Below are 20,031 nucleotides of genomic sequence, written 5' to 3'. Positions count from 1 at the left end.
AAAAACATTGACTCCGTTGACTCGATCTTCGCGTGAGGCTCGGGCGAGGGGCGAGAGATGGCGCGCTGGGTCACCCCCGGTACATAAGCGGAACAAGCCTGTGTAGGAAAGCGAAAACGCCGGTCTGGACGGCGGGCGATCGCGTGCTAGCCTTGCGCCGGGCAAAAGGGGGGAAATGCAAATGGCTTTGTGGACGGTCGACCTGACGACACAGGACGGCGCGGAAAGCGCCGCGCAACTGGGCAGCTTCGCCTGCTTCATCGCGGCGGGGCTCACGCTCCTGAGCCTGGTCATGACTGCCGGACTGCTGACCGGCATGCGCTCCGCCGGGTCGCTCGTCTTCCTGCTGTTCTTCCTGCCGGAGGCTGCGATCTTCGCGATTGCCGGCTTCCGTCTGCGCGCGGGACGGGGGCTGATCTGGGGCGGCGTCGGGTTCGCGATCCTGCTGCTCGAACTGTTGCTGAAGATCACGACGCTCAGCGTCGTCGGCATCATCGTCAACACTGTGCTGCTGATCGGCCTGTTCAACGGGCTGCGCGGCGCGGCGGCGCGGCGGGGCGGCGGCTTCGATAGCGAGGATGCAGGGGCGATCTTCGAATAGCCCCTCTGGCGGGGCGAGGCATGGCTTCCCATCTGCCGCACAAGGGAATTGGGGGAAGGCACATGATCGTCGCGCTGCTCGGACTCTGGTGCATGTTGTTGCTGGCGGAGGGCACGCCGATCGGGCGGTGGCTGCGCCGCGCGCTGGTCGAAGGGCCGGCGGCGCGGCTGGCGCGGATCAAGCGCGGGGCGGTGATCACCTGGGCGATCCTGGGCGTGCTAGGCGCGTTGTGCTTCTGGTTCCTCGAGGAAGACGGCCTGAGGCTGTTCACCATGGCGGTGCCCGAGATCGCCGGCTGGATCTCGATGTTCGAGATCAGTGCGCTGGTCGAGGCGCTGACCGTCGCGGCGATGGCGGCATCGACGCTGCGCTTCGGCGCGCTGCGCCAGTGGATCGGGGCGCGGCTGCCGATGCGGCGGCGCGCGGCGCGGGCACAGCGCAGCCGGCCGGTCGAACGCGCCTCCAATGATGACGAGGACAGTCGAAGCTTCACGCTGGCGGCCTAGCGCAGCCCGAAGCGCGCGCTCGCCAGATGGTGGGCGTGGCAGATGGCCACGGCGAGCGCGTCGGCGGCATCGGCACCGTCGATCTTCACGCCGGGCAGCAGCCGGCCGACCATCGCATGGACCTGCTCCTTGTCGGCATTGCCGACGCCGACCACCGATTTCTTGACCGTGCTCGGCTTGTACTCGCCGACATCGATGCCGATCCGCGCCGCAGCGCACAGCACCACCCCGCGCGCCTGGCCGAGTTTGAGCGTCGACTGGGCATTGGAATTGACGAACACTTCCTCGACGGCGGCTGCTTCCGGCGCGTGATCGGCGATCAGCGCGGCGAGCATCGCGTCGAGATGGGCGAGGCGCCGGGGCAGCGGCGCCTGCGTGTCGGTCTTCAACCGGCCATTGGCGATGTGCGACAGGCGATTGCCCTCAGCACGGATGAGGCCCCAGCCGGTGGTGCCGAGGCCGGGATCGAGGCCGAGGATGATCATAACGCCCCTCCCGCTTGCGGGAGAGGTGGGGGGAGGGCTTGTCGAAATGCGAGGTCGGGGAAGGACATCCCCTCCCCTAACCCCTCCCGCAAGCGGGAGGGGAACTTGCTCAACCCAGCTTCTCCATCACGTCGTCCGAGACTTCGTAATTGCCCCAGACGGTCTGGACGTCGTCATCGTCGTCGAGCGCGTCGATCAGCTTGAACAGAGTCGCGGCATCGCCTTCGGCCACATCGATCATCGTCTGCGGGCGCCAGGCGAGCTTGGCGCCTTCGGCTTCGCCGAGCACCGGCTCGAGCGCCTTGGCGACTTCGTGGAGATCGCCCTGCGCGGTCCAGATCTCGTGGCCGTCCTCGGAACTGGTCACGTCCTCGGCGCCGGCTTCGAGCGCGGCTTCGAACACCTTGTCGGCGTCGCCGGCCTTGGCGGGATAGTTGATCAGGCCCATGCGGTCGAAGGCGTGGCTGACCGAGCCAGGCGCGCCGAGATTGCCGCCATTCTTGGCGATCGCGGTGCGCACATTGGTGACGGTGCGGTTGCGATTGTCGGTCAACGTCTCGACGATGAGGCTCACGCCGCCGGGGCCGAACGCCTCGTAGCGGATCTCTTCGTAATTCTCGCCTTCGCCCTTGCTCGCCTTGTCGATGGCCCGGGAGATATTGTCCTTGGGCATCGACTGCGCCTTGGCCGCGTTGATCGCGGCGCGCAGGCGCGGGTTCATGTCGGGATCGGGCAAGCCCATCTTGGCGGCGACGGTGATTTCGCGGCTGAGCTTGGAGAACATGCCCGAGCGCTTCTTATCCTGCGCGCCCTTGCGGTGCATGATGTTCTTGAATTTGGAATGGCCTGCCATTGCGCTCTCGTATGAAACTGGTCGCGCGGCTTTAGGCCAGGCCGAGCCGGGGGCGCAATGCCCCCGGGGAGAAGATCAGATGCCGAGCGCCTGCTTGTAGGTCTCGAGCAGCATCTCCGCCTCGTCGCGGTGATGCTTCTCCATCTTCCGCAGGCGGACGATGTTGCGCATCGTCTTGACGTCGAAGCCGGTGGCCTTGGCTTCGCCGTAGACGTCCTTGATGTCGTCGGCGATGCCCTTCTTCTCTTCCTCGAGCCGCTCGATGCGCTCGATGAGGAGGCGCAGCTGTTCGGCGGAAATCGAGTCGGACATGAAAGGCTCCTGATAAGGGTGAAGCGGGGCGATTAGAGAAGCCGGGCCTATCGCTCAAGACTCATTTGCGGCGAATCGCTCGGCGCTTTATCGGGCAGGACATGTTTCGACATATTCCGACGCTTATCGCCGCTGCCCTCACCCTGCTGCCCGCCACCGCTCCGGCCCAGAACCGGCCGGCGGCACCGATCCAGCTGCCGCCGACGATGCACGTGCCGCCGCGTCCGGCGCCGGCGGAGCGCCAGCCCTTCGCCGCCGAGATCGCGGCGTTCGAGGCGCGCGACGCGCTGGTCCGCCCGGCACCCGGCGGCGTGGTGTTCCTCGGCAGCTCGAGCATCCGGATGTGGAGCGACCTGACCCGCGACTTTGCCGGGCATAATGTGATCAACCGCGGCTTTGGCGGCTCCACGATCCCGGACAGCGTGCGCTATGTCGATCGGATCGTCATTCCCTACGCCCCCAGGACGATCGTCTTCTACGCGGGCGACAACGACCTGGAAGCCGGCCATTCGCCCGAGGTGGTGGCGTCCGACTTCCAGACTTTGGTGACCAAGGTCCATCTGCGCCTGCCCCAGACGCGGATCCTGTTCATCTCGATCAAGCCGAGCCTGTCGCGCTGGCGGCTGTACGACAGCATCCGCGAAACCAACGCGCTGGTGCGCGACTATGTCGCGACCGATCCGCGGCTCGGCTATGTCGACATCGTGCCGCCGATGCTGGGGCTGGACGGCCGGCCGCGGCCCGAGCTGTTCCGCGAGGACGGGCTGCACATGACCCGCCCGGGCTATGACATCTGGCGCGCTGCCGTGGGCAAGGCGCTGCAGTGGAAGCTGGCACCCCTGCCCAAGCCGCGCGTGCCGGTGCCGCCGCGCCTGCCGGTCAGCGGCCCGGTTCGGTCATCGCCGGCGGGTCACTAGCCGGGAAGCTCTCGTCGAGAGCCTCGTCCAGCGCTTCGTCGGCGGCGGACTCGTTCTTCTTCTGGCTGGCCTCCATCCGGGCGATCTGCTCGGGCGTGGCTTCGGCCTGATACTGCGCCTTCCACTGCGAAAAGGGCATGTCGTAGATGATGCGGCGCGCCTCTTCGCGGTCGATCGCGGCGTCGCCCTCGACGATCCAGTCGGCCAGGCAGTTGCGGCAAAAGCCGGCAAGGCCCATCAGATCGATGTTCTGTGCGTCGGTGCGATGGCGGAGATGACGGACGAGACTGCGGAACGCCTTGGCGGCGGTAGCGTCATCCAGTTTGTCGAGTTCGTCCATTAATCACACCTCCAAACTTGATCCGCTGGGATATGAGACTAGAGGCACCCGGGCACAAGCCGAGGATATGACAACGATGACGAAGGCAATCAGCCCCCGCAGCCGCAAGGTCCGCATCCTCGCCACGCTCGGCCCTGCCAGCGCGACGCCCGAGATGATCGCCAAGCTGTTCGAGGCGGGCGCCGACGCGTTCCGCATCAACATGAGCCATGGCGACCAGGCCTCGAAGGTGCCGCTGTTCGCGGCGATCCGCGGCATGGAGAAGAAATACGGCCGGCCGACCACGATCCTGGCCGACCTTCAGGGACCGAAGCTGCGCGTCGGCAAGTTCGCCGACGGCAAGGTCCAGCTGGTCACCGGCCATGAGTTCATCCTCGACCGCGACAAGACCCCGGGCGACGCGACCCGCGTCGAGCTGCCGCACCGCGAGATCTTCGAGTCCGCGCACGAAGGCGCACGGCTGCTGCTCGACGACGGCAAGCTGGTGCTCCGCCTCGTCTCGGTCGCGCCGGACCGGCTGACCACGATCGTCGAGGTCGGCGGCGCGCTGTCGAACAACAAGGGCCTGAACGTGCCCGACATGGTGCTGCCGATGGCCGCGCTGACCGAGAAGGACCGCAGCGACCTCGCCTTCGCGGTCGAGCAGGGCGCCGACTGGATCGCGCTCAGCTTCGTCCAGCGCCCCGAGGATCTGATGGAAGCCCGCCGCCTGATCGGCGGCAAGGCGGCGCTGCTCGCCAAGATCGAGAAGCCCTCGGCAATCGCCCGCCTCGACGAGATCGTCGAGCAGTGCGACGGCGTGATGGTCGCCCGCGGCGACCTGGGCGTCGAGCTGCCGCCGCAGACCGTGCCGCCGCTGCAGAAGCGCATCGTCGAGACCGCGCGCCGCATGGGCCGCCCGGTGATCGTCGCCACGCAGATGCTCGAATCGATGATCGAGACTCCGTCGCCGACGCGCGCCGAAGTCTCCGACGTCGCAACCGCGGTCTATGACGGCGCCGACGCGATCATGCTCTCGGCCGAAAGCGCCGCGGGCAAATGGCCGGTCGAATCGGTGGCGATGATGCACTCGATCGCCGATTCGGTGGAGCGCGATCCCATGCATGGCGACCGCGTCCACTTCACCGTGACGCGCCCCGATCCGACCACCGCCGACGCACTGGCCGAAGCGGCGAAGAACATCGCCAAGACGGTCTCGGCTTCGGGCATCGCCTGCTTCACCACCTCGGGCTCGACCGCGCGGCGCATCGCCCGCGAGCGTCCGGCGGTGCCGATCCTGGTGCTGACCCCGCATATCGAGACCGCGCGCCGGCTCGGCCTGCTGTGGGGCGTGCATGCAGTGCACACCCGCGACGTCGATTCTTTCGAGGAGATGGTCGCCAAGGCCAAGCGCATGGCGCTGCGCCACCATATCGCCGCAGCGGGCGACCGCGTGGTGCTGTGCGCCGGCGTGCCGTTCCGCACCCCGGGCTCGACCAACGTGCTGCACGTGGTGACCTTGGTCGGCGACGAGCTGAAGAATCATCCGGGCAATGAAGGGCCGGACGCGATCTGATTTCCACTGATTCCCCTCCCTGCAAGGGAGGGGCCAGGGGTGGGTTTGGAAAGGTCGGGCTCGATGCCCGGCCTTTTCTTTTGTCGGCAGGACAGAAGAAGCTCGCTGCGCTCGCAACCCACCCCCCTACCCCTCCCTTGCAGGGAGGGGAGAAAGAGTCAGAGCAGCCCCAGCGCTTCCAGCTCGCCGCGCAGCTTGTCCGCGTCGGTGAACAGCAACCCATGGATGCCGGCATCGTCCGCCGCCGCGATATTCTTCGCGCTGTCGTCGATGAACACCGAATCGGGGCCCTTCAGGCCGAATCGGGCGAGCGCCAGCGCATAGATGGCGGGATCGGGCTTGATCAGCTTCTCGTCGCCCGAGACGACGATGTCGCGGAAGCGGCCGAAAATATCGGGGTGGAGCGGCGTGAAGGCGCGGAAGAACTCGCCCGAGAAATTGGTGATCGCGAACAGCGGCACGCCGCGCGAATCGAGCTCGGCGAGAATCTCCGCCATGCCGGCGATCGGCGGGCCCAGCGTCTCGTTGAAGCGCGGGCCCCAGGCGGCGATCAGATCGGCATGTTCGGGATGCGCGGCGGCGAGCTCTGCCGAAGCCTCGGCAAAGGGGCGCCCGCGATCGAGCTCGGTGTGCCACGCCATGGTGAGCACATTGGCCAGAAATGCGTCGAGCGCCCGATCGTCACCGATCAGGCGCTCGTACAAAGACCGCGGCCTCCAAGGGAACAGCACATTGCCGACATCGAAGATGACGGCGTGCGGCTTCACCTTAGCCCTGGCGGGCCTTGAAGCGCTTCTGGGTCTTGTTGATGACGTAGATGCGCCCACGACGACGGATCACGCGGTTGTCGCGATGCCGATCCTTGAGCGACTTCAATGAATTCACGATCTTCATGACCGATTCGCTTCTCAAATTTGAATGCCGGAAAAGAGGGGCTCGCCTAGAGATCGATCCGCCCCAAGTCAACCCAGAGTCTGCCGAAGGGACCTCGCTGCGGAACCGACTCGACGCACTCCCCGTTGGAGGGCAGACAGAGACGTTCCGTTCGCGAAACAGGAGTTCCTCGCGTGAAGAAGCCGCTCAGCATCGCATTGCTCGTCGCGCTGGGGGCCTGTGCTCCCACTTATCGTCCGCAGCCGATCGACGTGACCCGCTATCACCTGGGCAATCCGATGGAGCGCACCACGGTGGCGATCGAGCCGATGGCCAACACCGATTCGTTCGGGCCGGAATACCAGACCTATTCCGACGCGGTGCGCGCCGAGCTCGAGCGGCTGGGCTATGTCCAGTCGGTGAGCAACACGCCATCGGGCTATATCGCCGCGGTCGCCTTCCGCCGCGTCTCCAAGGGCGCGTTCAAGGAGCCGCCCCCCGTCACCATCGGCCTGGGCGGCGGCAGCTATAGCGGCGGGCGCCGCGGCGGCGTGGGCGTTGGCGGCGATGTCGGCTTCGGCATCGGCGGCAAGACGCGCGAACTCTATTCGACCGAACTCTGGGTGCAGCTGCGCCGGCGCAGCGACAACACCACCGTGTGGGAAGGCCGCGCGACGACCGACAATGTCAGCGGCACCGACCCCGCCCAGCCCGCCGTAGCGGCCGCGCGGATGGCCAAGGCGTTGTTCAAGGACTTCCCCGGCGAGTCCGGCATCACTATCACGGTGAAATGAGCATCCAGATCAATTCCGGCTTCGACTCCGGCAACATCCGCGTAATCGGCATCGAGGGCGACCGCGTCGACCTCGAGATCGTCACCGATCATCTGTCCGACTTCTATCAGTGGTTCCACTTCCGCGTGGCCGGGGCGAAGGGGCGCACGCTGACCTTCCGCCTGACCAATGCGGGCGGCGCGGCCTATGCGTTCGGCTGGCCGGGCTACAAGGCGCGCTGGTCGACCGACCGCGAGGCGTGGCGCACCGCCGAATCCAGCTATGCCGACGGCGTGCTGACCTTCACCAAGACCTTCGACACCGACCTCGCCTGGTTCGCCTATTTCGCTCCCTATTCGATGGAGCGGCACCACGATCTGGTGAGCAATATGGCGCTGATGCCGGGCGTGGCGCACCGCGAGCTCGGCAAGACGCTCGACGGCCAGCCGATGGACCTGCTGACGCTCGGCACCGGCCCCAAGACCGTGTGGCTCTATGCCCGCCAGCATCCCGGCGAGACGATGGCCGAATGGTGGATGGAAGGCGCGCTCGAGTTCCTCACCGATCCGACCAACAAGACCGCGCTCGCGCTGCGCGAGAAGGCCGTGTTCCACATCGTGCCGAACATGAACCCCGACGGCTCGCGCCGCGGGCATCTGCGCACCAACGCGGCGGGCATCAACCTCAACCGCGAATGGCATGCGCCGACGATGGAGAAGAGCCCCGAAGTGTTCCTCGTCCGCGCGGCGATGGACGAGACCGGCTGCGACTTCGCGATGGACATCCACGGCGACGAGGCGATCCCGGCCAACTTCCTCGCGGGCTATGAAGGCATTGCCTCGTGGACCGACGAACATGGCGAGAAATTCTACGAGTTCGCCCGTCGTCTCGCCAAGGCGACGCCCGATTTCCAGCTCGACCTGGGTTACGAGAAGTCCGCGCCGGGCCAGGCAAATCTTTCGATGTCGACGAACCAGCTCGCCGAGCGCTTCGGCGCGGTGTCGATGACGCTGGAAATGCCGTTCAAGGACCATGAGGCCAATGCGGACGCCGAGTTCGCCTGGTCGCCCGCGCGCTGCAAGACGCTCGCCCATTCGTGCCTTGAGACTTTGGCAGGATTTATCGACGAAGTCTGAGCCGGGATATTGGGGGGAAGGATGACTAAGGGGATCAGCGTCCTCGCGGCCGTGCTGTGCGCACTGCTGCTCGCGCAGTACGCAAGGGCACAGGACGCCTCAGGGAACGAGCCTTCCCGCGAGGTTGGTCTTTCCGCCAATGAGGTGCCGGACGACCCCGGCATGATGCGCGCGCCGACTCCAATCGGCGAATACGAGACCTGGCTTTCCCCCGACGACTATCCTGTCCAGGCAGCACATCAATGGGTGCAGGCGTCCTTCGATATCGAAGTGACCGTATCGGCGGCGGACGCCATAACGGGCTGCGGCAAGGCGGCAGCCACGCCAGCACCCGCCGAGCTGGTTGCAGCGGCATGTCGGGCGGTAACAGCCCGGGGCAAGTTCCTGCACGGCCTTGGCCGCACTGGCACCGCGGCGACCGCGCGGACGACATTCAGCGTCTTCTTCCGCCTCGGCCCCCCGAAGCGCATCTTCGTCCCCGCCGTGTCGAACCCCAACGTGCCCTCGCTCGTCGACCCGTCCGCCGCGACGATGGTGCATCACACGCCCGCATTCTTTCCGAATACGGCCGTGCGCGCGCGCATCGATGTCTCGGCGACGGGCGCGCCGACGCGCTGCACGATCCTGGTATCGAGCGGCACGGACAAAGGCGATGCTGCGGTCTGCGAACATCTGCGGATGCAGAAGTTCGTGCCGGCGCGCGACTACGATGGCGCGCCCACGGCGTTCAACGGCTATCGGATGAACCTGACGGTCGTGGCATGGTAATCATGGGACACTGCCTTGAGACTTTGGCAGGATTTATCGACGAGATCTGAGCGGGGAAAACAAAACGGGGGGTCGAAACATGGAAATCCGTGAGGGCGGGCTCGACGATGGTCGGGTCCGGTCGCTGCTCGAGACGCATTTTGCCGGGATGCTGGCGAATTCGCCGAAGGACAGCACCCATTTCCTCGACCTCTCGGGCCTCGCCGCGCCCGACGTGACCTTCTGGACCGTGTGGGACGGCGAGGATCTGCTCGGCTGCGGCGCGCTGCGCCAGCTCGATTCGGAGCATGGCGAGATCAAGTCGATGCGCACCGCCTCGGAGCATCTGCGCCGCGGCACCGGCGCCAAGCTGGTCGGGCATATCCTCTCCGCCGCTCGTTCGCGCGGCTATAAGCGGGTGAGCCTGGAGACCGGATCGGGCGAATCGTTCGAGGCGGCGCATGCGCTATATCGCCAGTTCGGTTTCACCGAGACCGGGCCGTTCGGCGACTATCGCGAGGACCCGTTCAGCCGGTTCCTGTCGCGGGTGGTGTAACCCCGGATCGAGCTATGGCTGATTGTTCTGCGCGCTGGCACTCGCACCCGCCATGGCGCCGGGCGCGGCGCCTCCTTTCGGCGGCGCGACCTGAGGCGCAGACTGAGGCGCAGCAGCGCCGGACGCGCCCCCATTGTGCTCAAAGAAGGTCTTGTTGCCGTTCCAGCGATATCCGCCCGCGAGCAGCAGCCTGACCTCATCTGCCGTCTTGATGGGGTCTTCTTTCTTCACATCACCGGCTTTTGCCGCGGCTTGGGCGAAATAGGCTTTTCTGGACGAATTGTGCCCCAGCTTTTTCGGTGAATTGATCTCATCCAGAATAATCTGGGTAGTCCCGGGCATCCTGAATTTCTTCTTGGATTTTATGCACTCGCCGATCCATTTGGCATTTCGCGGTGCGCTATACTTCTCTCCTGCGATTACCAGGCAGATTGCCAGGCAATCAAATTTCTCATTATTTCTGAGCCATTTATCTATATCCGACAGCTTCGCGGTATCGGAGCCAATCGCCGCTACGTCCGAGTCCTGATAGGATTTCAGCTTGGCCATCGAGAAGCTGCGTACATAGGCCATTGCCGGTGTGTCCTCGGCATCGGGCTTCATGTGCGGTTCCCAATCCGTCGCATTCGCGGCTACCGGATTGGCCGCTGCCGCACGCTGGATCGGATGGTTTGCGTGGCCGAAATGCGCTGGCGTCGGCGCATGAAAAGCGCCGGTTGCCGTCCGGGCCTGGATCGGGCCCGCCGCGCCATATCTGGTCGGCGGAATACCCACGCCCGGCCCACCCGTCGGTGCAGCCATCTTCGCCTGCACCGGGCGCATCGGATCATACTTCGTCGGCGGGATCGGAAATCGCTTCACCGGCACCCCCAAGGTCACCGGCGCGAAGCATAGCATATTCACTTATGCGCAGGTGTCGCTCGAAATAGCGACACCGGGTCAGGCGCCGATCAGTGGAACATCGGCTGCACGACCGGCAGGGCGGGCGTAATGTAGGACATGCGCTCCGACTCGATCGCTTCGATGTGCGACAGGCGGTTGTGGAGCGCAGTGGGATCGGGAAGCAGCGAGACCGGCTTCGCAGCGGCGGTGCGGCGCGGGCGGGCGGGCGGCATCGCGCGGCGGGCGTCGTCGGCCATCATCTCGAAGCGCGGCGCCTCGGCGGCGATCTCGGTCAGCATCTTGGTCGCCGTCTTGGTGATCTGGCGGATGCGCTCCTTGGTCACGCCGGTGTCGTTCGAGATCTCGTCGAGCGTGGCGGTCTCGAAGATGCGGCGCTCGACGATCTCGCGGTCGCGCAGCAGCTTGGCCTCGAGCTTCTCCATCTCGACCGGGTCGACCGACTTGAACGGGCCCTGGCGACGGACGGGCGCGTCGGCCTTCTTGACGCGGGGGCGGCGGCGCAGCGCCTCGACACCGACCTTGCGGAGCTGGTCGACATAGGCGTCGATGAGTTCGGAAACCGCACCCTCGGCGAGATAGTCCGAAGCGCCGGCTTCGGTGCGGGCGAGGGCGAATTCGTCCTCGATCATCGCCTCGGGCGAGATCTCGTCGCCATCGGGCGAGGTTGCGAGGGCGGAGAGCGAAACGGTGGTGGCCTCGACCTTCTTCGCCGACGGACGCTGATCGGTCATCAGGCGGAAGCGCAGGCTCTGCAGCTCGCCGCGGATCTGCCAGTTCACGAAAGTGGTGAACTGCGCCTTGGCGGGATCATAGGCCTCGATCGCGCGGTGCACGGCGATGGCGCAGCACTGCTCGGCGTCTTCCCAGTGGGCGACCAGGCCGTACTGGCGGACGAAGTGGCGGATGCGCGGGGCGATCAGCTTGAGGATCTGGGCAAAGGCACGATCGACATAGACGCGCTGACGGTTGGTCTGGGCCACGTCCTTGGGCGTGTTCTCGATAACGGTGGCAACGGCGGCTTCGAGTGCGATCGTGGTCTTCGACATGGTCTGCAATCCCCTGCTTCTGCAACCGCTTGGCTGCTGTCGTGGGGGTCATATGAACCGGGCCGGGGACGCCGAATATTCGGCGGGAACCCTTATGGTAGTCGCACCTTACGGATGAATCCGGGGCTGGTGTGGCGACGATTCGTTAACCTTAAATCGCGACTCGCGGGCTCCCGGGACCCGTCCGATCAGCTACCCACTACGCGCCGGGCCTCGGCTAGCCCCGCCATAGCCTCATGCAGGATATCGCCCTCGGGTAGTGAGTCCCTGCCGCGCGCCATCCAGCCAAGATCGAGCGCGACAACACTGCGCATCGCCTCCGGCGCATGGGCTGCGATTTCGCGCCACGCAATCAGCAGGTTCACCGTCAGGTCGCCAGGATAGAGGTCGCACGCCGCCAGGGGATAGCGCGCGACGAACCGCGCCGCGGGCTCAGCCAGCCATTCGAGACCAAAACGCTGCCCGATCAGCAGGCGATATTGCGCACAATTCAGATCGGGCAGTGGCGTCGCCCATGCCCGCGCGACGCGCTCCATCAGGCCCGAGGGCCGGCGCCCGATATCGGCCTTGCGGCTATCGCCGCTGAGCGCGAGCAGGCTTGTCTCGGGCACGGCAACGTCGTCGAGGAAATCGAGCAGCCGGGCCTCCCCCCTCCGCGTGTCGATCCGCTCCTTGCTCAGGCGAACACCTCTTCGAGGAAGTTGGTCATTGCCTGCCAGCTGCGGCGATCGGCCTTGGGCTCGTAGACTACCCCCGGAATGGTGGAAGTCTTGCGGTCGAGATCGGTAAAGGCATGGCCGGCATGGCCATAGGCGTGGATCTGCCAGTCGGCGCCCGACTCGGTCAGCTCCTGCGCCAGCGCCACGGTCTTTTCAGGCGGGGCGACGGGGTCTTCCCAGCCGTGGCAGACGAGCAGTTTGGCCTGGATCGGATCGACATTGGCGTAGTCGGGCCGGTCATAGACGCCGTGGAACGAGACCCCGCCGAGGATCGGCAGCCCGGCACGCGCCATGTCGAGCACGCATTTGCCGCCGAAACAGAAGCCGATCGCGGCGAGCTTCGCCGAATCGACCGGGCCGAAGCCAGCGAGCGCATCGAGCGCCGCGGCGAGCCGGTCGCGCAACAGTCCGCGATCGGCGTTGAGCGCGTCCATATATTCGCTGCGGTTGGGCGATGTGTGCGTCACCCGCTTGCCCTGGCCGTAGATGTCCGCCGCCAGCGCGACATAGCCGAGCTTGGCGAGGTTCTCGGCATGGACATTGTCCGCCTCTTTCTGGCCGAGGATGTTAGGAAGCACGAGCACGCCCGGGCGCGCGGTGGTCACTTCGTCCTCATAGGCGATCACGCCCTCGAACGGGCCGCCGGGGCCTTGGTACACCAGAGTCTGCCGAACGATCGCCATGCGTGCTTCTCCTTGTCCCCGCCGATCCTGCCGCTAAGAGCGCTCGCAACCGGTTGCAAGGAGTTCACATGCCCACGCTCGTCCTGATCCGCCATGGCCAGTCGTCCTGGAACCTCGAAAACCGCTTCACCGGCTGGTGGGACGTCGACCTGACCGAGCAGGGTGTTGCCGAAGCGACCGCCGCCGGCGTGCTGATGAAGGAGAAGGGGCTCGACTTCGACCTGTGCTTCACCAGCTTCCAGAGCCGCGCGATCAAGACGCTGCACCTCGCGCTCGAGGCGATGGGCCGGCTGTGGCTGCCCGAGGAGAAGAGCTGGAAGCTCAACGAGCGCCATTATGGCGGCCTGACCGGGCTCAACAAGGCCGAGACCGCGGCGCTGCACGGCGACGAGCAGGTCAAGATCTGGCGCCGCAGCTTCGATGTGCCGCCGCCGCTGCCGGAAGAGGGCTCGCCCTGGGACCTCGCCAAGGACGAGCGCTATCACGGGGTGGCGATCCCGCAGACCGAGAGCCTGAAGGACACGATCGCGCGCGTGCTGCCCTATTGGGAAGAGACGATCGCCCCCGAGCTCAAGGCCGGCAAGCGCGTGCTGATCGCGGCGCACGGCAATTCGCTGCGCGCGCTGGTCAAGCATCTGTCGGGCATCCCCGACGACGAGATCGTCAGCCTGGAGATCCCGACCGGCCAGCCGATCGTCTATGAGCTGGACGACCAGCTGAACGCGCTGGATCGCTATTATCTGAGCGAGCGCTAATCGTTCCGGGGGAGGTTGCCCTCCCCCGCCCGCCCCTCTAGGAACCGCGCTTCCAACAGCACGGGGCAAGGCGTGGCACCTCTGGTCGGCATCATCATGGGCAGCACTTCCGATTGGGAGACGATGCACCATGCGACCAAAGTGCTCGATGCACTGAGCGTCGCCTATGAGACCAAGGTCGTCTCGGCGCACCGCACCCCGCAGCGGCTCTATGATTACGCCACCAGCGCGGCGGAGCGTGGGCTCAAGGTGATCATCGCCGGCGCGGGCGGCGCGGCGCATCTGCCGGGCATGGCGGCGTCGATGACGCATCTGCCGGTGCTCGGCGTGCCGGTCGAATCCAAGGCGCTGAAGGGCATGGACAGCCTGTTGTCGATTGCCCAGATGCCCGGCGGCATCCCGGTCGGCACGCTGGCGATCGGCAAGGCGGGCGCGATCAATGCCGGGCTGCTCGCTGCGGCGATCCTGGCGACTTCGGACGACGCGCTGAGCGAGCGCCTCCAGGCGTGGCGCGCGGCGCAGACCGACGGCGTGGCGATCGACCCCGAATGAGCGCGCTGCCCCCCGGATCGACCATCGGCATCCTTGGCGGCGGCCAACTCGGGCGGATGCTAGCCGTCGCCGCCGCGCAGCTCGGCTATCGCACGCATGTGCTGGCGCCCGACGAGGAGAGCGTCGCCGCGCAGACCGCCTCCAGCTACACGCGCGCCGATTATCACAGCCGCATCGTCCTCGATGAGCTCGCCGCCCAGTGCGACGTGATCACCTATGAGTTCGAGAATATCGCGATCGGGCCGGTCGAGTTTCTCGCCGGCAAGGTGCCCGTGCGCCCCGGCGCGCAGAGCCTGTCGATCGCGCAGGACCGCGCGCGCGAAAAGGCGTTCGTCGCGGCGCTGGGCGGCAAGACCGCGCCCTGGGCGCTGGTCGAGACGCGTGAGCAGCTCGACGAGGCGATCGCCAAGATCGGCGCGCCGGCGATCCTGAAGACGCTGCGGCTGGGCTATGACGGCAAGGGCCAGGTGCGCATCCGCGATGCCGCCGAGGCCGCGAGCGCCTGGGAAGAGATTGGCGAGCGGCCGGCGATCCTCGAGGGCTTCGTCACCTTCGGCCACGAATTCTCGATCATCACGGTGCGCGGCGTCGACGGCTCGCTGGCGAGCTATCCGCCGCCGTGGAACGAGCACAAGGACGGCATCCTCGACAAGTCGAGCTTGCCCGCCCCCGCCGAGATCGCCCGCCACTGGACCGAAGCCGCGGCGCTCGCCGGCCGGGTCGCCGAGGCACTCGGCCATGTCGGGGTGCTGACGCTCGAATTCTTCGCGACCGACGATGGCCCGGTGTTCAACGAGATGGCGCCGCGCGTGCACAACTCCGGGCACTGGACGATCGAAGGCGCCGAGTGCTCGCAGTTCGAGAACCATATCCGCGCGATCTGCGGGCTGCCGCTGGGGAGCACCGGGCTCACCGGCACGGCGATCGAGATGGAGAATCTGATCGGCGACCAGGCCGATCGCTGGGCGGAACTGCTCGCCGAGCCGGGGACGCATCTCCACCTCTACGGCAAGGGCGATGCCCGGCCGGGGCGGAAGATGGGGCATGTCACGCGGGTGAAGCGCTCCTAGCCGTCATCCCGGCGAAAGCCGGGATCTCGTGCCGCTCATTCCCTACCATCGCCTGAGATCCCGGCTTTCGCCGGGATGACGACTAATGCTTCTTCCGCGGGATCAGGTGAATCACCCCCACGATCACGCCACCGACGATCAGCCCGACGATCCCCGAGCCCACCGCGCCGACCAGCCACTCGACGAAGCCGCCCGCGAACGGCACTGCGTGCGCCGCGCCTTCGGCCAGGTGATGGACGAAATCCGGCACCGCGTTCAGCCCGAACGCCGTCAGCCCGTGCAGCAAAATCCCGCCGCCGACCCAGACCATCGCCGCCACGCCGATATGCGACAGCGCCTGGAGCAGCACCGGCATCGCCTGGACGAGGAAGGCGCCGGTACGCTTGGCGACCGCGGAGGGCCGCTTGCTCAGATGCAGGCCGATATCGTCCATCTTCACGATCAGCGCGACCACGCCGTAGACGCCGACGGTGATCGCCACCGCCACCGCGGCGAGCGCGGCGGCGCGCATGCCGAGCGAGGCATCGGGCAGCTCGGCGAGCGCGATCGCCATGATCTCGGCGGACAGGATGAAATCGGTACGGATCGCGCCGGCGACCTGGCGCTTCTCGAGCTCGGCCGGCGTGTCGACTTCGGCGAGCTCTTCCTCGGCATGATGGCCGGCAAGCGCCTCGATGATCTTCTCCGCCGCCTCGAAGCAGAGATACGAGCCGCCGACCATCAGCAGCGGCGTCACCGCCCAGGGCGCGAAGGCGCTGAGCAGCAGCGCGATCGGCAGGATGAAGAGCAGCTTGTTGCGGAGTGACCCGAGCGTGATCTTCCAGATGATCGGCAGTTCGCGGTCCGGCGTGAGCCCGACGACATAGCGCGGGGTGACCGCGGTATCGTCGATCACCACACCCGCCGCCTTGGCACCGGCGCGGCCCGCGGCGCCCGCGACATCGTCGAGCGATGCCGCCGCCAGCTTGGCCAGCGCCGCAACGTCATCCAGCAACGCAACCAGACCGCCCGCCATGTCATCCCCTTTTGTGAACTGCAGTTCAGCCATAGCGGAGCCGTGCTGCGGCGCAACGCCAAGCGCCTGCACGGTTTCTCCACCCCGCCGCCATCAGCGCTGCTGATCATACTGCCAGACCGGGTTCGCGACCTCAGGGCCGCGACCGGTTTCTCCGCTCTGGTGCGCGCGTCGAACCGGTCCTGGAGGTGCCGCGCCGTTCCCGCCGGCGCGGCATCTGGCGGAAGCGGGGATCGGACAGCCCCGTCCGGCCCCGCTTCCGCACTTTTCCCAAACGCAAAGCGCCCGCCCCGCTGGGTAGCGAGACGGGCGCTTCGTGTGCCTTGCGGCCGCGTGCGGTTAGGCGCGCGTGCCGGTGAGCGGGAAGGCGCCGAACGCACCCGCGGTCACGGTGCCGGTGAGCGTGTCGCCGTCGACCGTGGCTTCGCCGGTGAGCGTCATCGGCATGGGAACCGAGACGTCCATCGACCAGGTCAGCGTGTCGCCATTGACCTTGCCGTCCTTGGCCTCGGCATTGCCCATCGCGCCGGCGAAGGTGCCGGTGAAGGTGTCGCCGTTGCTGGTCACGGTGAACACTGCCGCCTGGTCACCCAGCGGCGACTTCACGACCGTGTTCCAGCTGCCATCCACATTCGCCATGAGATCTCTCCTGATTAGTTGCCGGCGGGCTTGGTGCTTGCCAGCGAAGCTGCGGGGACCACCTCAACAGGCAGGCCGAGGCTGTCAAGCTGCGGCCGGACCTTCGCGGCATCGCCGACGACCACGAAAACGAACTTGTTCGGGTCGAGAGCCGCGCGTGCCGCAGCGTCAAGCTGGGGCACGGTGAGCGCGCGATATTTTTGCGCGATCGTGCTGAAATAATCGTCCGGGCGGCGGCGGATGTCGTTCTGCTGCATCGCGTTGAGCACCGCATCCGAGGTTTCGAAGCGGCCGGGCAGTTCGCGAGTCGAGCCGTTGACTTCACGGGTGATCTCCTCGGGCGTGACACCCTTGGTGGTCAGGAAGTCCTTCACCTGCTGCTGGATCGCCTTGATCGACTCGCCGGTCTTGTCGGCCTGGACCGGGGCGCTGATCGTGTAGGGCACCGCATGCTCCAGGAAGGAGAAGCCGCCACCTGCACCATAGGACCAGTGCTTGGCCTCGCGCAGATCCATGTTGATCCGCGAGAGGAAGCCCGAGCCGAGCGCCTGGTTGGCGGTCGCCAGCGCCAGCGTGTCCGAATAGGGATCGACGCCGGTCAGCTGCGCGGCGACGATCATCGACTGGGGCGAATTGGGCCGATCGATCAGGATGATCTTCGGGGTCATCGCCTGGGCCGATGCGGTGAAGCTCTTGGTGCCCGCGGCGCCCTCGCCCTTCCAGCCGCCGAAGCGCGCCTCGAGCGCGGCCTTGATTTCGCCGAGCGGACGATCGCTGACCACGAAGATCTTGGCCTTGTCCGGACGGATCCAGGCGTGGTGCCAGGCGACGAGGTCGTCGCGGCTGATCGTCTTGACCACCGCCGGATCGCCGGCACCCGCGCCGAGCTTCGCATAGGGGCTGCCCGCGCCGTAGAGCACGCGCGGGACCATGCGGCCCGACAGGCCCTGCGGGCTGGTCAGTTCCTGCGCGATGCCGGCGAGCATCTGGCCGCGCACGCGCTCCACCTCGGCAGGCGCGAAGGCTGGACGCTCGACCACATCGGCGAACAGATCGAGCGCGCCGGCCAGGTTCGGGCTCGGCGCATCGACGGTCAGATAGGTGCGGTCGGACGAGCTGCCCGAATCGATATTGGCGCCGAGCCGCTCACGCGCTTCGGCAAGCGCGGTCGAGTCGAGCGTCGTGGTGCCTTCGTCCATCATGCCGAGCGTCAGGCGCTGGGTGCCGAGCTTGTCGCCCGGATCGGCGGCGACGCCGGCATCGAAGCTCATCACCACCTGGGTGACCGGCACCGCGGTGCGATTGGCATAGACCAGCTCGATGCCGTTCGAGAGCTTGGTGCGCTCGACCGCCGGGAAGACGAGATCGCCGATCGGGGCGACGGCGGGCAGCGCGCCGCGCGTGCCCTTGACCGGCTCGGCCTTGGGGCCTTCCGCCGGCTTGGCGACGGGCGCCGCTTCCTGATAATTCTCGCGCGCGCCGGGAACGACCATCACGGTGAGCGCCGGGCGGTTGAGCCATTTGTTCGCCGCCGCCTTCACTTCCGCCGGCGTGACCTTCGCCATCGCCTCCAGCTCCTTCTTGAAGTGGAGCGGATCGCCCGAATAGAGCTCGCCCGACGCCAGCGCGACGGCCTTGCCGCCGAAGCCGCCGACCGATTCGAGGCCGGAGATGCGGTTCGAGACATTGGTGGTGGCGACGCGCATCACTTCGTCCGCGGTCGGGCCGTTCTTGAGCAGATCGGCCAGCACGTCGTCGAGCTGCTTGGAGACGATCGCCGGATCGGTGCCGGGCTTCACCACCGCCTGGATCATGAAGATGCCGATCTGCGACATCGACTGGATGCTCGACGAGACCTGGACCGCGGTCTTGTCCTTGCGGACCAGCTCATTGTCGAGCCGCGAGCTGGCAAGGCCGCCGAGCACCGAGGCGAAGACAGCCAGCGGAGTCGCGTCCTTGTCGTTCAGCCCGGGCACTGCCCAGCTGCGCAGGATCAGCGTGGCGGCGACGCTGTCCTTCAGCGTCACTGTCTTGGCGGCGGGCAGCGTCGGCACGACGACCTTGGGCAGCACGCTCTTCGGGCCGGCCGGGATCGCGCCGAAATACTTCTCGACCAGCGGCTTGGCGGTCTTGGCGTCGATATCGCCGGCGAGCACGAGGATCGCGTTGTTCGGGCCGTAATGCGAGCGGAACCAGCCCTTCACATCGTCGAGGCTGGCGGCGTCGAGATCGGCCATCGAGCCGATGACGTTATGGCCATACGGCGTGCTGCCGAGCAGCTCCTCGAGCACCTTGTAATAGACCAGGCCGTAAGGCTGGTTGTCGCCCTGGCGCTTCTCGTTCTGGACGACGCCGCGCTGCTCATCGAGCACGTCCTGCGTGATCGCGCCGGTGAGATAGCCCATGCGGTCGCTCTCGAGAAACAGCGCGCGCTCGAGCGCGGGCCCCGGGACGGTCTCGAAATAATTGGTGCGGTCGAAGCTGGTGGTGCCGTTGAAATCGGTGGCGCCGACCTGCTTCAGGGGCTCGAAGAAATCGCCGGGCGCGTTTTCCGAGCCATTGAACATCAGATGCTCGAACAGATGCGCGAAGCCGGTCTTGCCGGCGGGCTCATGCTTCGAGCCGACGTCATACCAGGTCGAGACCGCGACGATCGGCGCCTTGCGATCGGTGTGGATCAGCACGCGCAGGCCATTCTTGAGCGTGAACGCCTCGTACGGGATGTCGACACGCTTCACGAGCTCGGCGACGGGCACCGGCTTTGCTTCGGTGGCGGGCGCAGTGGCTGCGGCGGTCGCCTGCTGGGCCATGGCGGGCGCGGCGGCTCCGATCGCGAGCGCGCAGACCGACGCGCTGCAGAACATCCGGAACGATTTCATGTAACTGTTTCCCCAACAGATGCGGTGATGCGACGAGCATAACGCAGTGTATGACCTCCGCAAGTCAGTTGCGCGGCATTCCATTTGCTCTAGCCTGCGGAAAACTGGGCCATTCC

General features: G+C 66.6%; 24 protein-coding genes. 11 read left to right on the top strand and 13 right to left on the bottom strand.

Translation table 11 applies throughout. The features are described from left to right. Positions 1 to 181 precede the first annotated feature (181 nt). A complete protein-coding gene (locus tag HZY97_RS17765; protein ID WP_180146946.1) occupies positions 182 to 601 on the top strand; it encodes a hypothetical protein in 420 nt (139 codons plus the stop codon). A 62-nt stretch (positions 602 to 663) separates the two neighbouring features. After that, complete coding sequence (locus HZY97_RS17760; RefSeq protein ID WP_180146943.1) at positions 664 to 1,107, top strand: hypothetical protein; 444 nt, start codon at positions 664 to 666, stop codon at positions 1,105 to 1,107. Here HZY97_RS17760 and ruvC read toward each other — a convergent pair. From ruvC to HZY97_RS17745, 3 genes are all read right to left on the bottom strand, one after another. Continuing rightward, on the bottom strand, positions 1,104 to 1,592 hold the full coding sequence (gene ruvC, locus HZY97_RS17755; RefSeq protein WP_180146940.1) for a crossover junction endodeoxyribonuclease RuvC: 489 nt from the start codon (positions 1,590 to 1,592) through the stop codon (positions 1,104 to 1,106). The two genes, HZY97_RS17760 and ruvC, sit on opposite strands and share 4 nt — an antisense overlap. Before the next feature lie 109 nt (positions 1,593 to 1,701). Next, positions 1,702 to 2,445, bottom strand: a complete 744-nt coding sequence (locus HZY97_RS17750; RefSeq protein ID WP_180146937.1) for a YebC/PmpR family DNA-binding transcriptional regulator — start codon at positions 2,443 to 2,445, stop codon at positions 1,702 to 1,704. A gap of 75 nt (positions 2,446 to 2,520) precedes the next feature. After that, on the bottom strand, positions 2,521 to 2,757 hold the full coding sequence (locus tag HZY97_RS17745; RefSeq protein WP_180146934.1) for a DUF2312 domain-containing protein: 237 nt from the start codon (positions 2,755 to 2,757) through the stop codon (positions 2,521 to 2,523). A 101-nt stretch (positions 2,758 to 2,858) separates the two neighbouring features. Between HZY97_RS17745 and HZY97_RS17740 the strand changes: the two genes are divergently transcribed. Next, entirely contained in the window at positions 2,859 to 3,674 is an 816-nt protein-coding gene (locus tag HZY97_RS17740) for an SGNH/GDSL hydrolase family protein (RefSeq protein WP_180146931.1), read from the top strand. Here HZY97_RS17740 and HZY97_RS17735 read toward each other — a convergent pair. Then, positions 3,637 to 4,014 carry a DUF1244 domain-containing protein gene (locus tag HZY97_RS17735; protein ID WP_180146927.1) on the bottom strand — a complete coding sequence of 126 codons (378 nt, stop codon included), beginning with the start codon at positions 4,012 to 4,014 and terminating at the stop codon, positions 3,637 to 3,639. The genes HZY97_RS17740 and HZY97_RS17735 overlap by 38 nt on opposite strands. A gap of 76 nt (positions 4,015 to 4,090) precedes the next feature. Between HZY97_RS17735 and pyk the strand changes: the two genes are divergently transcribed. Beyond that, positions 4,091 to 5,569, top strand: a complete 1,479-nt coding sequence (pyk, locus tag HZY97_RS17730) for a pyruvate kinase (RefSeq protein ID WP_180146925.1) — start codon at positions 4,091 to 4,093, stop codon at positions 5,567 to 5,569. Positions 5,570 to 5,727: 158 nt separating this feature from the next. On the opposite strand, the gene HZY97_RS17725 is transcribed toward pyk, so the two are convergent. Next, complete coding sequence (locus HZY97_RS17725; RefSeq protein ID WP_180146922.1) at positions 5,728 to 6,336, bottom strand: HAD family phosphatase; 609 nt, start codon at positions 6,334 to 6,336, stop codon at positions 5,728 to 5,730. Between the two features lies 1 nt (position 6,337). After that, positions 6,338 to 6,463 carry a type B 50S ribosomal protein L36 gene (gene ykgO, locus HZY97_RS17720; RefSeq protein WP_086130464.1) on the bottom strand — a complete coding sequence of 42 codons (126 nt, stop codon included), beginning with the start codon at positions 6,461 to 6,463 and terminating at the stop codon, positions 6,338 to 6,340. A 173-nt stretch (positions 6,464 to 6,636) separates the two neighbouring features. Here ykgO and HZY97_RS17715 point away from each other — a divergent pair, with 173 nt between their 5' ends. From HZY97_RS17715 to HZY97_RS17700, 4 genes are all read left to right on the top strand, one after another. Further along, the gene (locus HZY97_RS17715; RefSeq protein WP_373684419.1) at positions 6,637 to 7,236 is read left to right on the top strand and encodes a DUF4136 domain-containing protein; all 600 of its coding nucleotides are present in this window, start codon (positions 6,637 to 6,639) and stop codon (positions 7,234 to 7,236) included. Continuing rightward, complete coding sequence (locus tag HZY97_RS17710; protein WP_180146918.1) at positions 7,233 to 8,351, top strand: carboxypeptidase family protein; 1,119 nt, start codon at positions 7,233 to 7,235, stop codon at positions 8,349 to 8,351. The genes HZY97_RS17715 and HZY97_RS17710 overlap by 4 nt, the downstream gene beginning before the upstream one ends. Before the next feature lie 21 nt (positions 8,352 to 8,372). Continuing rightward, positions 8,373 to 9,119, top strand: a complete 747-nt coding sequence (locus HZY97_RS17705; protein WP_180146915.1) for a hypothetical protein — start codon at positions 8,373 to 8,375, stop codon at positions 9,117 to 9,119. A 79-nt stretch (positions 9,120 to 9,198) separates the two neighbouring features. After that, positions 9,199 to 9,654: a GNAT family N-acetyltransferase gene (locus HZY97_RS17700; RefSeq protein WP_180146912.1), complete on the top strand. Its 456-nt coding sequence runs from the start codon at positions 9,199 to 9,201 to the stop codon at positions 9,652 to 9,654. 12 nt (positions 9,655 to 9,666) lie between these two features. Here HZY97_RS17700 and HZY97_RS17695 read toward each other — a convergent pair whose 3' ends face one another. From HZY97_RS17695 to HZY97_RS17680, 4 genes are all read right to left on the bottom strand, one after another. Beyond that, positions 9,667 to 10,515, bottom strand: a complete 849-nt coding sequence (locus HZY97_RS17695) for a hypothetical protein (RefSeq protein WP_180146909.1) — start codon at positions 10,513 to 10,515, stop codon at positions 9,667 to 9,669. An 89-nt stretch (positions 10,516 to 10,604) separates the two neighbouring features. Then, complete coding sequence (locus HZY97_RS17690; protein WP_180146906.1) at positions 10,605 to 11,603, bottom strand: sigma factor-like helix-turn-helix DNA-binding protein; 999 nt, start codon at positions 11,601 to 11,603, stop codon at positions 10,605 to 10,607. A 188-nt stretch (positions 11,604 to 11,791) separates the two neighbouring features. Continuing rightward, positions 11,792 to 12,214, bottom strand: coding sequence for a contact-dependent growth inhibition system immunity protein (locus tag HZY97_RS17685; protein WP_180146903.1), 423 nt, complete (start codon positions 12,212 to 12,214; stop codon positions 11,792 to 11,794). Positions 12,215 to 12,279: 65 nt separating this feature from the next. Continuing rightward, complete coding sequence (locus HZY97_RS17680; protein ID WP_180146900.1) at positions 12,280 to 13,005, bottom strand: dienelactone hydrolase family protein; 726 nt, start codon at positions 13,003 to 13,005, stop codon at positions 12,280 to 12,282. 68 nt (positions 13,006 to 13,073) lie between these two features. Between HZY97_RS17680 and gpmA the strand changes: the two genes are divergently transcribed. The 3 genes from gpmA (at position 13,074) to HZY97_RS17665 (ending at position 15,382) form a co-directional block, all read left to right on the top strand. Next, on the top strand, positions 13,074 to 13,760 hold the full coding sequence (gpmA, locus tag HZY97_RS17675; RefSeq protein ID WP_180146897.1) for a 2,3-diphosphoglycerate-dependent phosphoglycerate mutase: 687 nt from the start codon (positions 13,074 to 13,076) through the stop codon (positions 13,758 to 13,760). A gap of 96 nt (positions 13,761 to 13,856) precedes the next feature. After that, a complete protein-coding gene (gene purE, locus HZY97_RS17670; RefSeq protein WP_180147517.1) occupies positions 13,857 to 14,312 on the top strand; it encodes a 5-(carboxyamino)imidazole ribonucleotide mutase in 456 nt (151 codons plus the stop codon). Beyond that, positions 14,309 to 15,382, top strand: a complete 1,074-nt coding sequence (locus HZY97_RS17665; protein WP_180146894.1) for a 5-(carboxyamino)imidazole ribonucleotide synthase — start codon at positions 14,309 to 14,311, stop codon at positions 15,380 to 15,382. Before purE ends, HZY97_RS17665 begins: the two co-directional genes overlap by 4 nt. An 82-nt stretch (positions 15,383 to 15,464) precedes the next feature. Here the strand turns inward: HZY97_RS17665 and HZY97_RS17660 are convergent, their stop codons facing one another. From HZY97_RS17660 to HZY97_RS17650, 3 genes are all read right to left on the bottom strand, one after another. Continuing rightward, positions 15,465 to 16,397, bottom strand: a complete 933-nt coding sequence (locus tag HZY97_RS17660) for a DUF808 domain-containing protein (protein ID WP_180147514.1) — start codon at positions 16,395 to 16,397, stop codon at positions 15,465 to 15,467. Positions 16,398 to 16,736: 339 nt separating this feature from the next. Next, positions 16,737 to 17,036, bottom strand: a complete 300-nt coding sequence (locus tag HZY97_RS17655) for a hypothetical protein (protein WP_180146891.1) — start codon at positions 17,034 to 17,036, stop codon at positions 16,737 to 16,739. Positions 17,037 to 17,050: 14 nt separating this feature from the next. After that, a complete protein-coding gene (locus tag HZY97_RS17650; protein WP_180146887.1) occupies positions 17,051 to 19,915 on the bottom strand; it encodes a pitrilysin family protein in 2,865 nt (954 codons plus the stop codon). Positions 19,916 to 20,031 lie beyond the last annotated feature (116 nt).

The organism is Sphingomonas sp. R-74633 (assembly GCF_013416555.1).
Taxonomy (GTDB): domain Bacteria; phylum Pseudomonadota; class Alphaproteobacteria; order Sphingomonadales; family Sphingomonadaceae; genus Sphingomonas.
This window is presented reverse-complemented; position numbering and strand designations above follow the sequence as displayed.

Coding starts and splice junctions, on each gene's coding strand:
- HZY97_RS17765 (WP_180146946.1), top strand. CDS start 182: ATGGCTTTGTGGACGGTCGACCTGACGACACAGGACGGCGCGGAAAGC.
- HZY97_RS17760 (WP_180146943.1), top strand. CDS start 664: ATGATCGTCGCGCTGCTCGGACTCTGGTGCATGTTGTTGCTGGCGGAG.
- ruvC (WP_180146940.1), bottom strand. CDS start 1,592: ATGATCATCCTCGGCCTCGATCCCGGCCTCGGCACCACCGGCTGGGGC.
- HZY97_RS17750 (WP_180146937.1), bottom strand. CDS start 2,445: ATGGCAGGCCATTCCAAATTCAAGAACATCATGCACCGCAAGGGCGCG.
- HZY97_RS17745 (WP_180146934.1), bottom strand. CDS start 2,757: ATGTCCGACTCGATTTCCGCCGAACAGCTGCGCCTCCTCATCGAGCGC.
- HZY97_RS17740 (WP_180146931.1), top strand. CDS start 2,859: ATGTTTCGACATATTCCGACGCTTATCGCCGCTGCCCTCACCCTGCTG.
- HZY97_RS17735 (WP_180146927.1), bottom strand. CDS start 4,014: ATGGACGAACTCGACAAACTGGATGACGCTACCGCCGCCAAGGCGTTC.
- pyk (WP_180146925.1), top strand. CDS start 4,091: ATGACGAAGGCAATCAGCCCCCGCAGCCGCAAGGTCCGCATCCTCGCC.
- ykgO (WP_086130464.1), bottom strand. CDS start 6,463: ATGAAGATCGTGAATTCATTGAAGTCGCTCAAGGATCGGCATCGCGAC.
- HZY97_RS17710 (WP_180146918.1), top strand. CDS start 7,233: ATGAGCATCCAGATCAATTCCGGCTTCGACTCCGGCAACATCCGCGTA.
- HZY97_RS17705 (WP_180146915.1), top strand. CDS start 8,373: ATGACTAAGGGGATCAGCGTCCTCGCGGCCGTGCTGTGCGCACTGCTG.
- HZY97_RS17700 (WP_180146912.1), top strand. CDS start 9,199: ATGGAAATCCGTGAGGGCGGGCTCGACGATGGTCGGGTCCGGTCGCTG.
- HZY97_RS17690 (WP_180146906.1), bottom strand. CDS start 11,603: ATGTCGAAGACCACGATCGCACTCGAAGCCGCCGTTGCCACCGTTATC.
- HZY97_RS17680 (WP_180146900.1), bottom strand. CDS start 13,005: ATGGCGATCGTTCGGCAGACTCTGGTGTACCAAGGCCCCGGCGGCCCG.
- gpmA (WP_180146897.1), top strand. CDS start 13,074: ATGCCCACGCTCGTCCTGATCCGCCATGGCCAGTCGTCCTGGAACCTC.
- purE (WP_180147517.1), top strand. CDS start 13,857: ATGGGCAGCACTTCCGATTGGGAGACGATGCACCATGCGACCAAAGTG.
- HZY97_RS17665 (WP_180146894.1), top strand. CDS start 14,309: ATGAGCGCGCTGCCCCCCGGATCGACCATCGGCATCCTTGGCGGCGGC.
- HZY97_RS17660 (WP_180147514.1), bottom strand. CDS start 16,397: ATGGCGGGCGGTCTGGTTGCGTTGCTGGATGACGTTGCGGCGCTGGCC.
- HZY97_RS17655 (WP_180146891.1), bottom strand. CDS start 17,036: ATGGCGAATGTGGATGGCAGCTGGAACACGGTCGTGAAGTCGCCGCTG.
- HZY97_RS17650 (WP_180146887.1), bottom strand. CDS start 19,915: ATGAAATCGTTCCGGATGTTCTGCAGCGCGTCGGTCTGCGCGCTCGCG.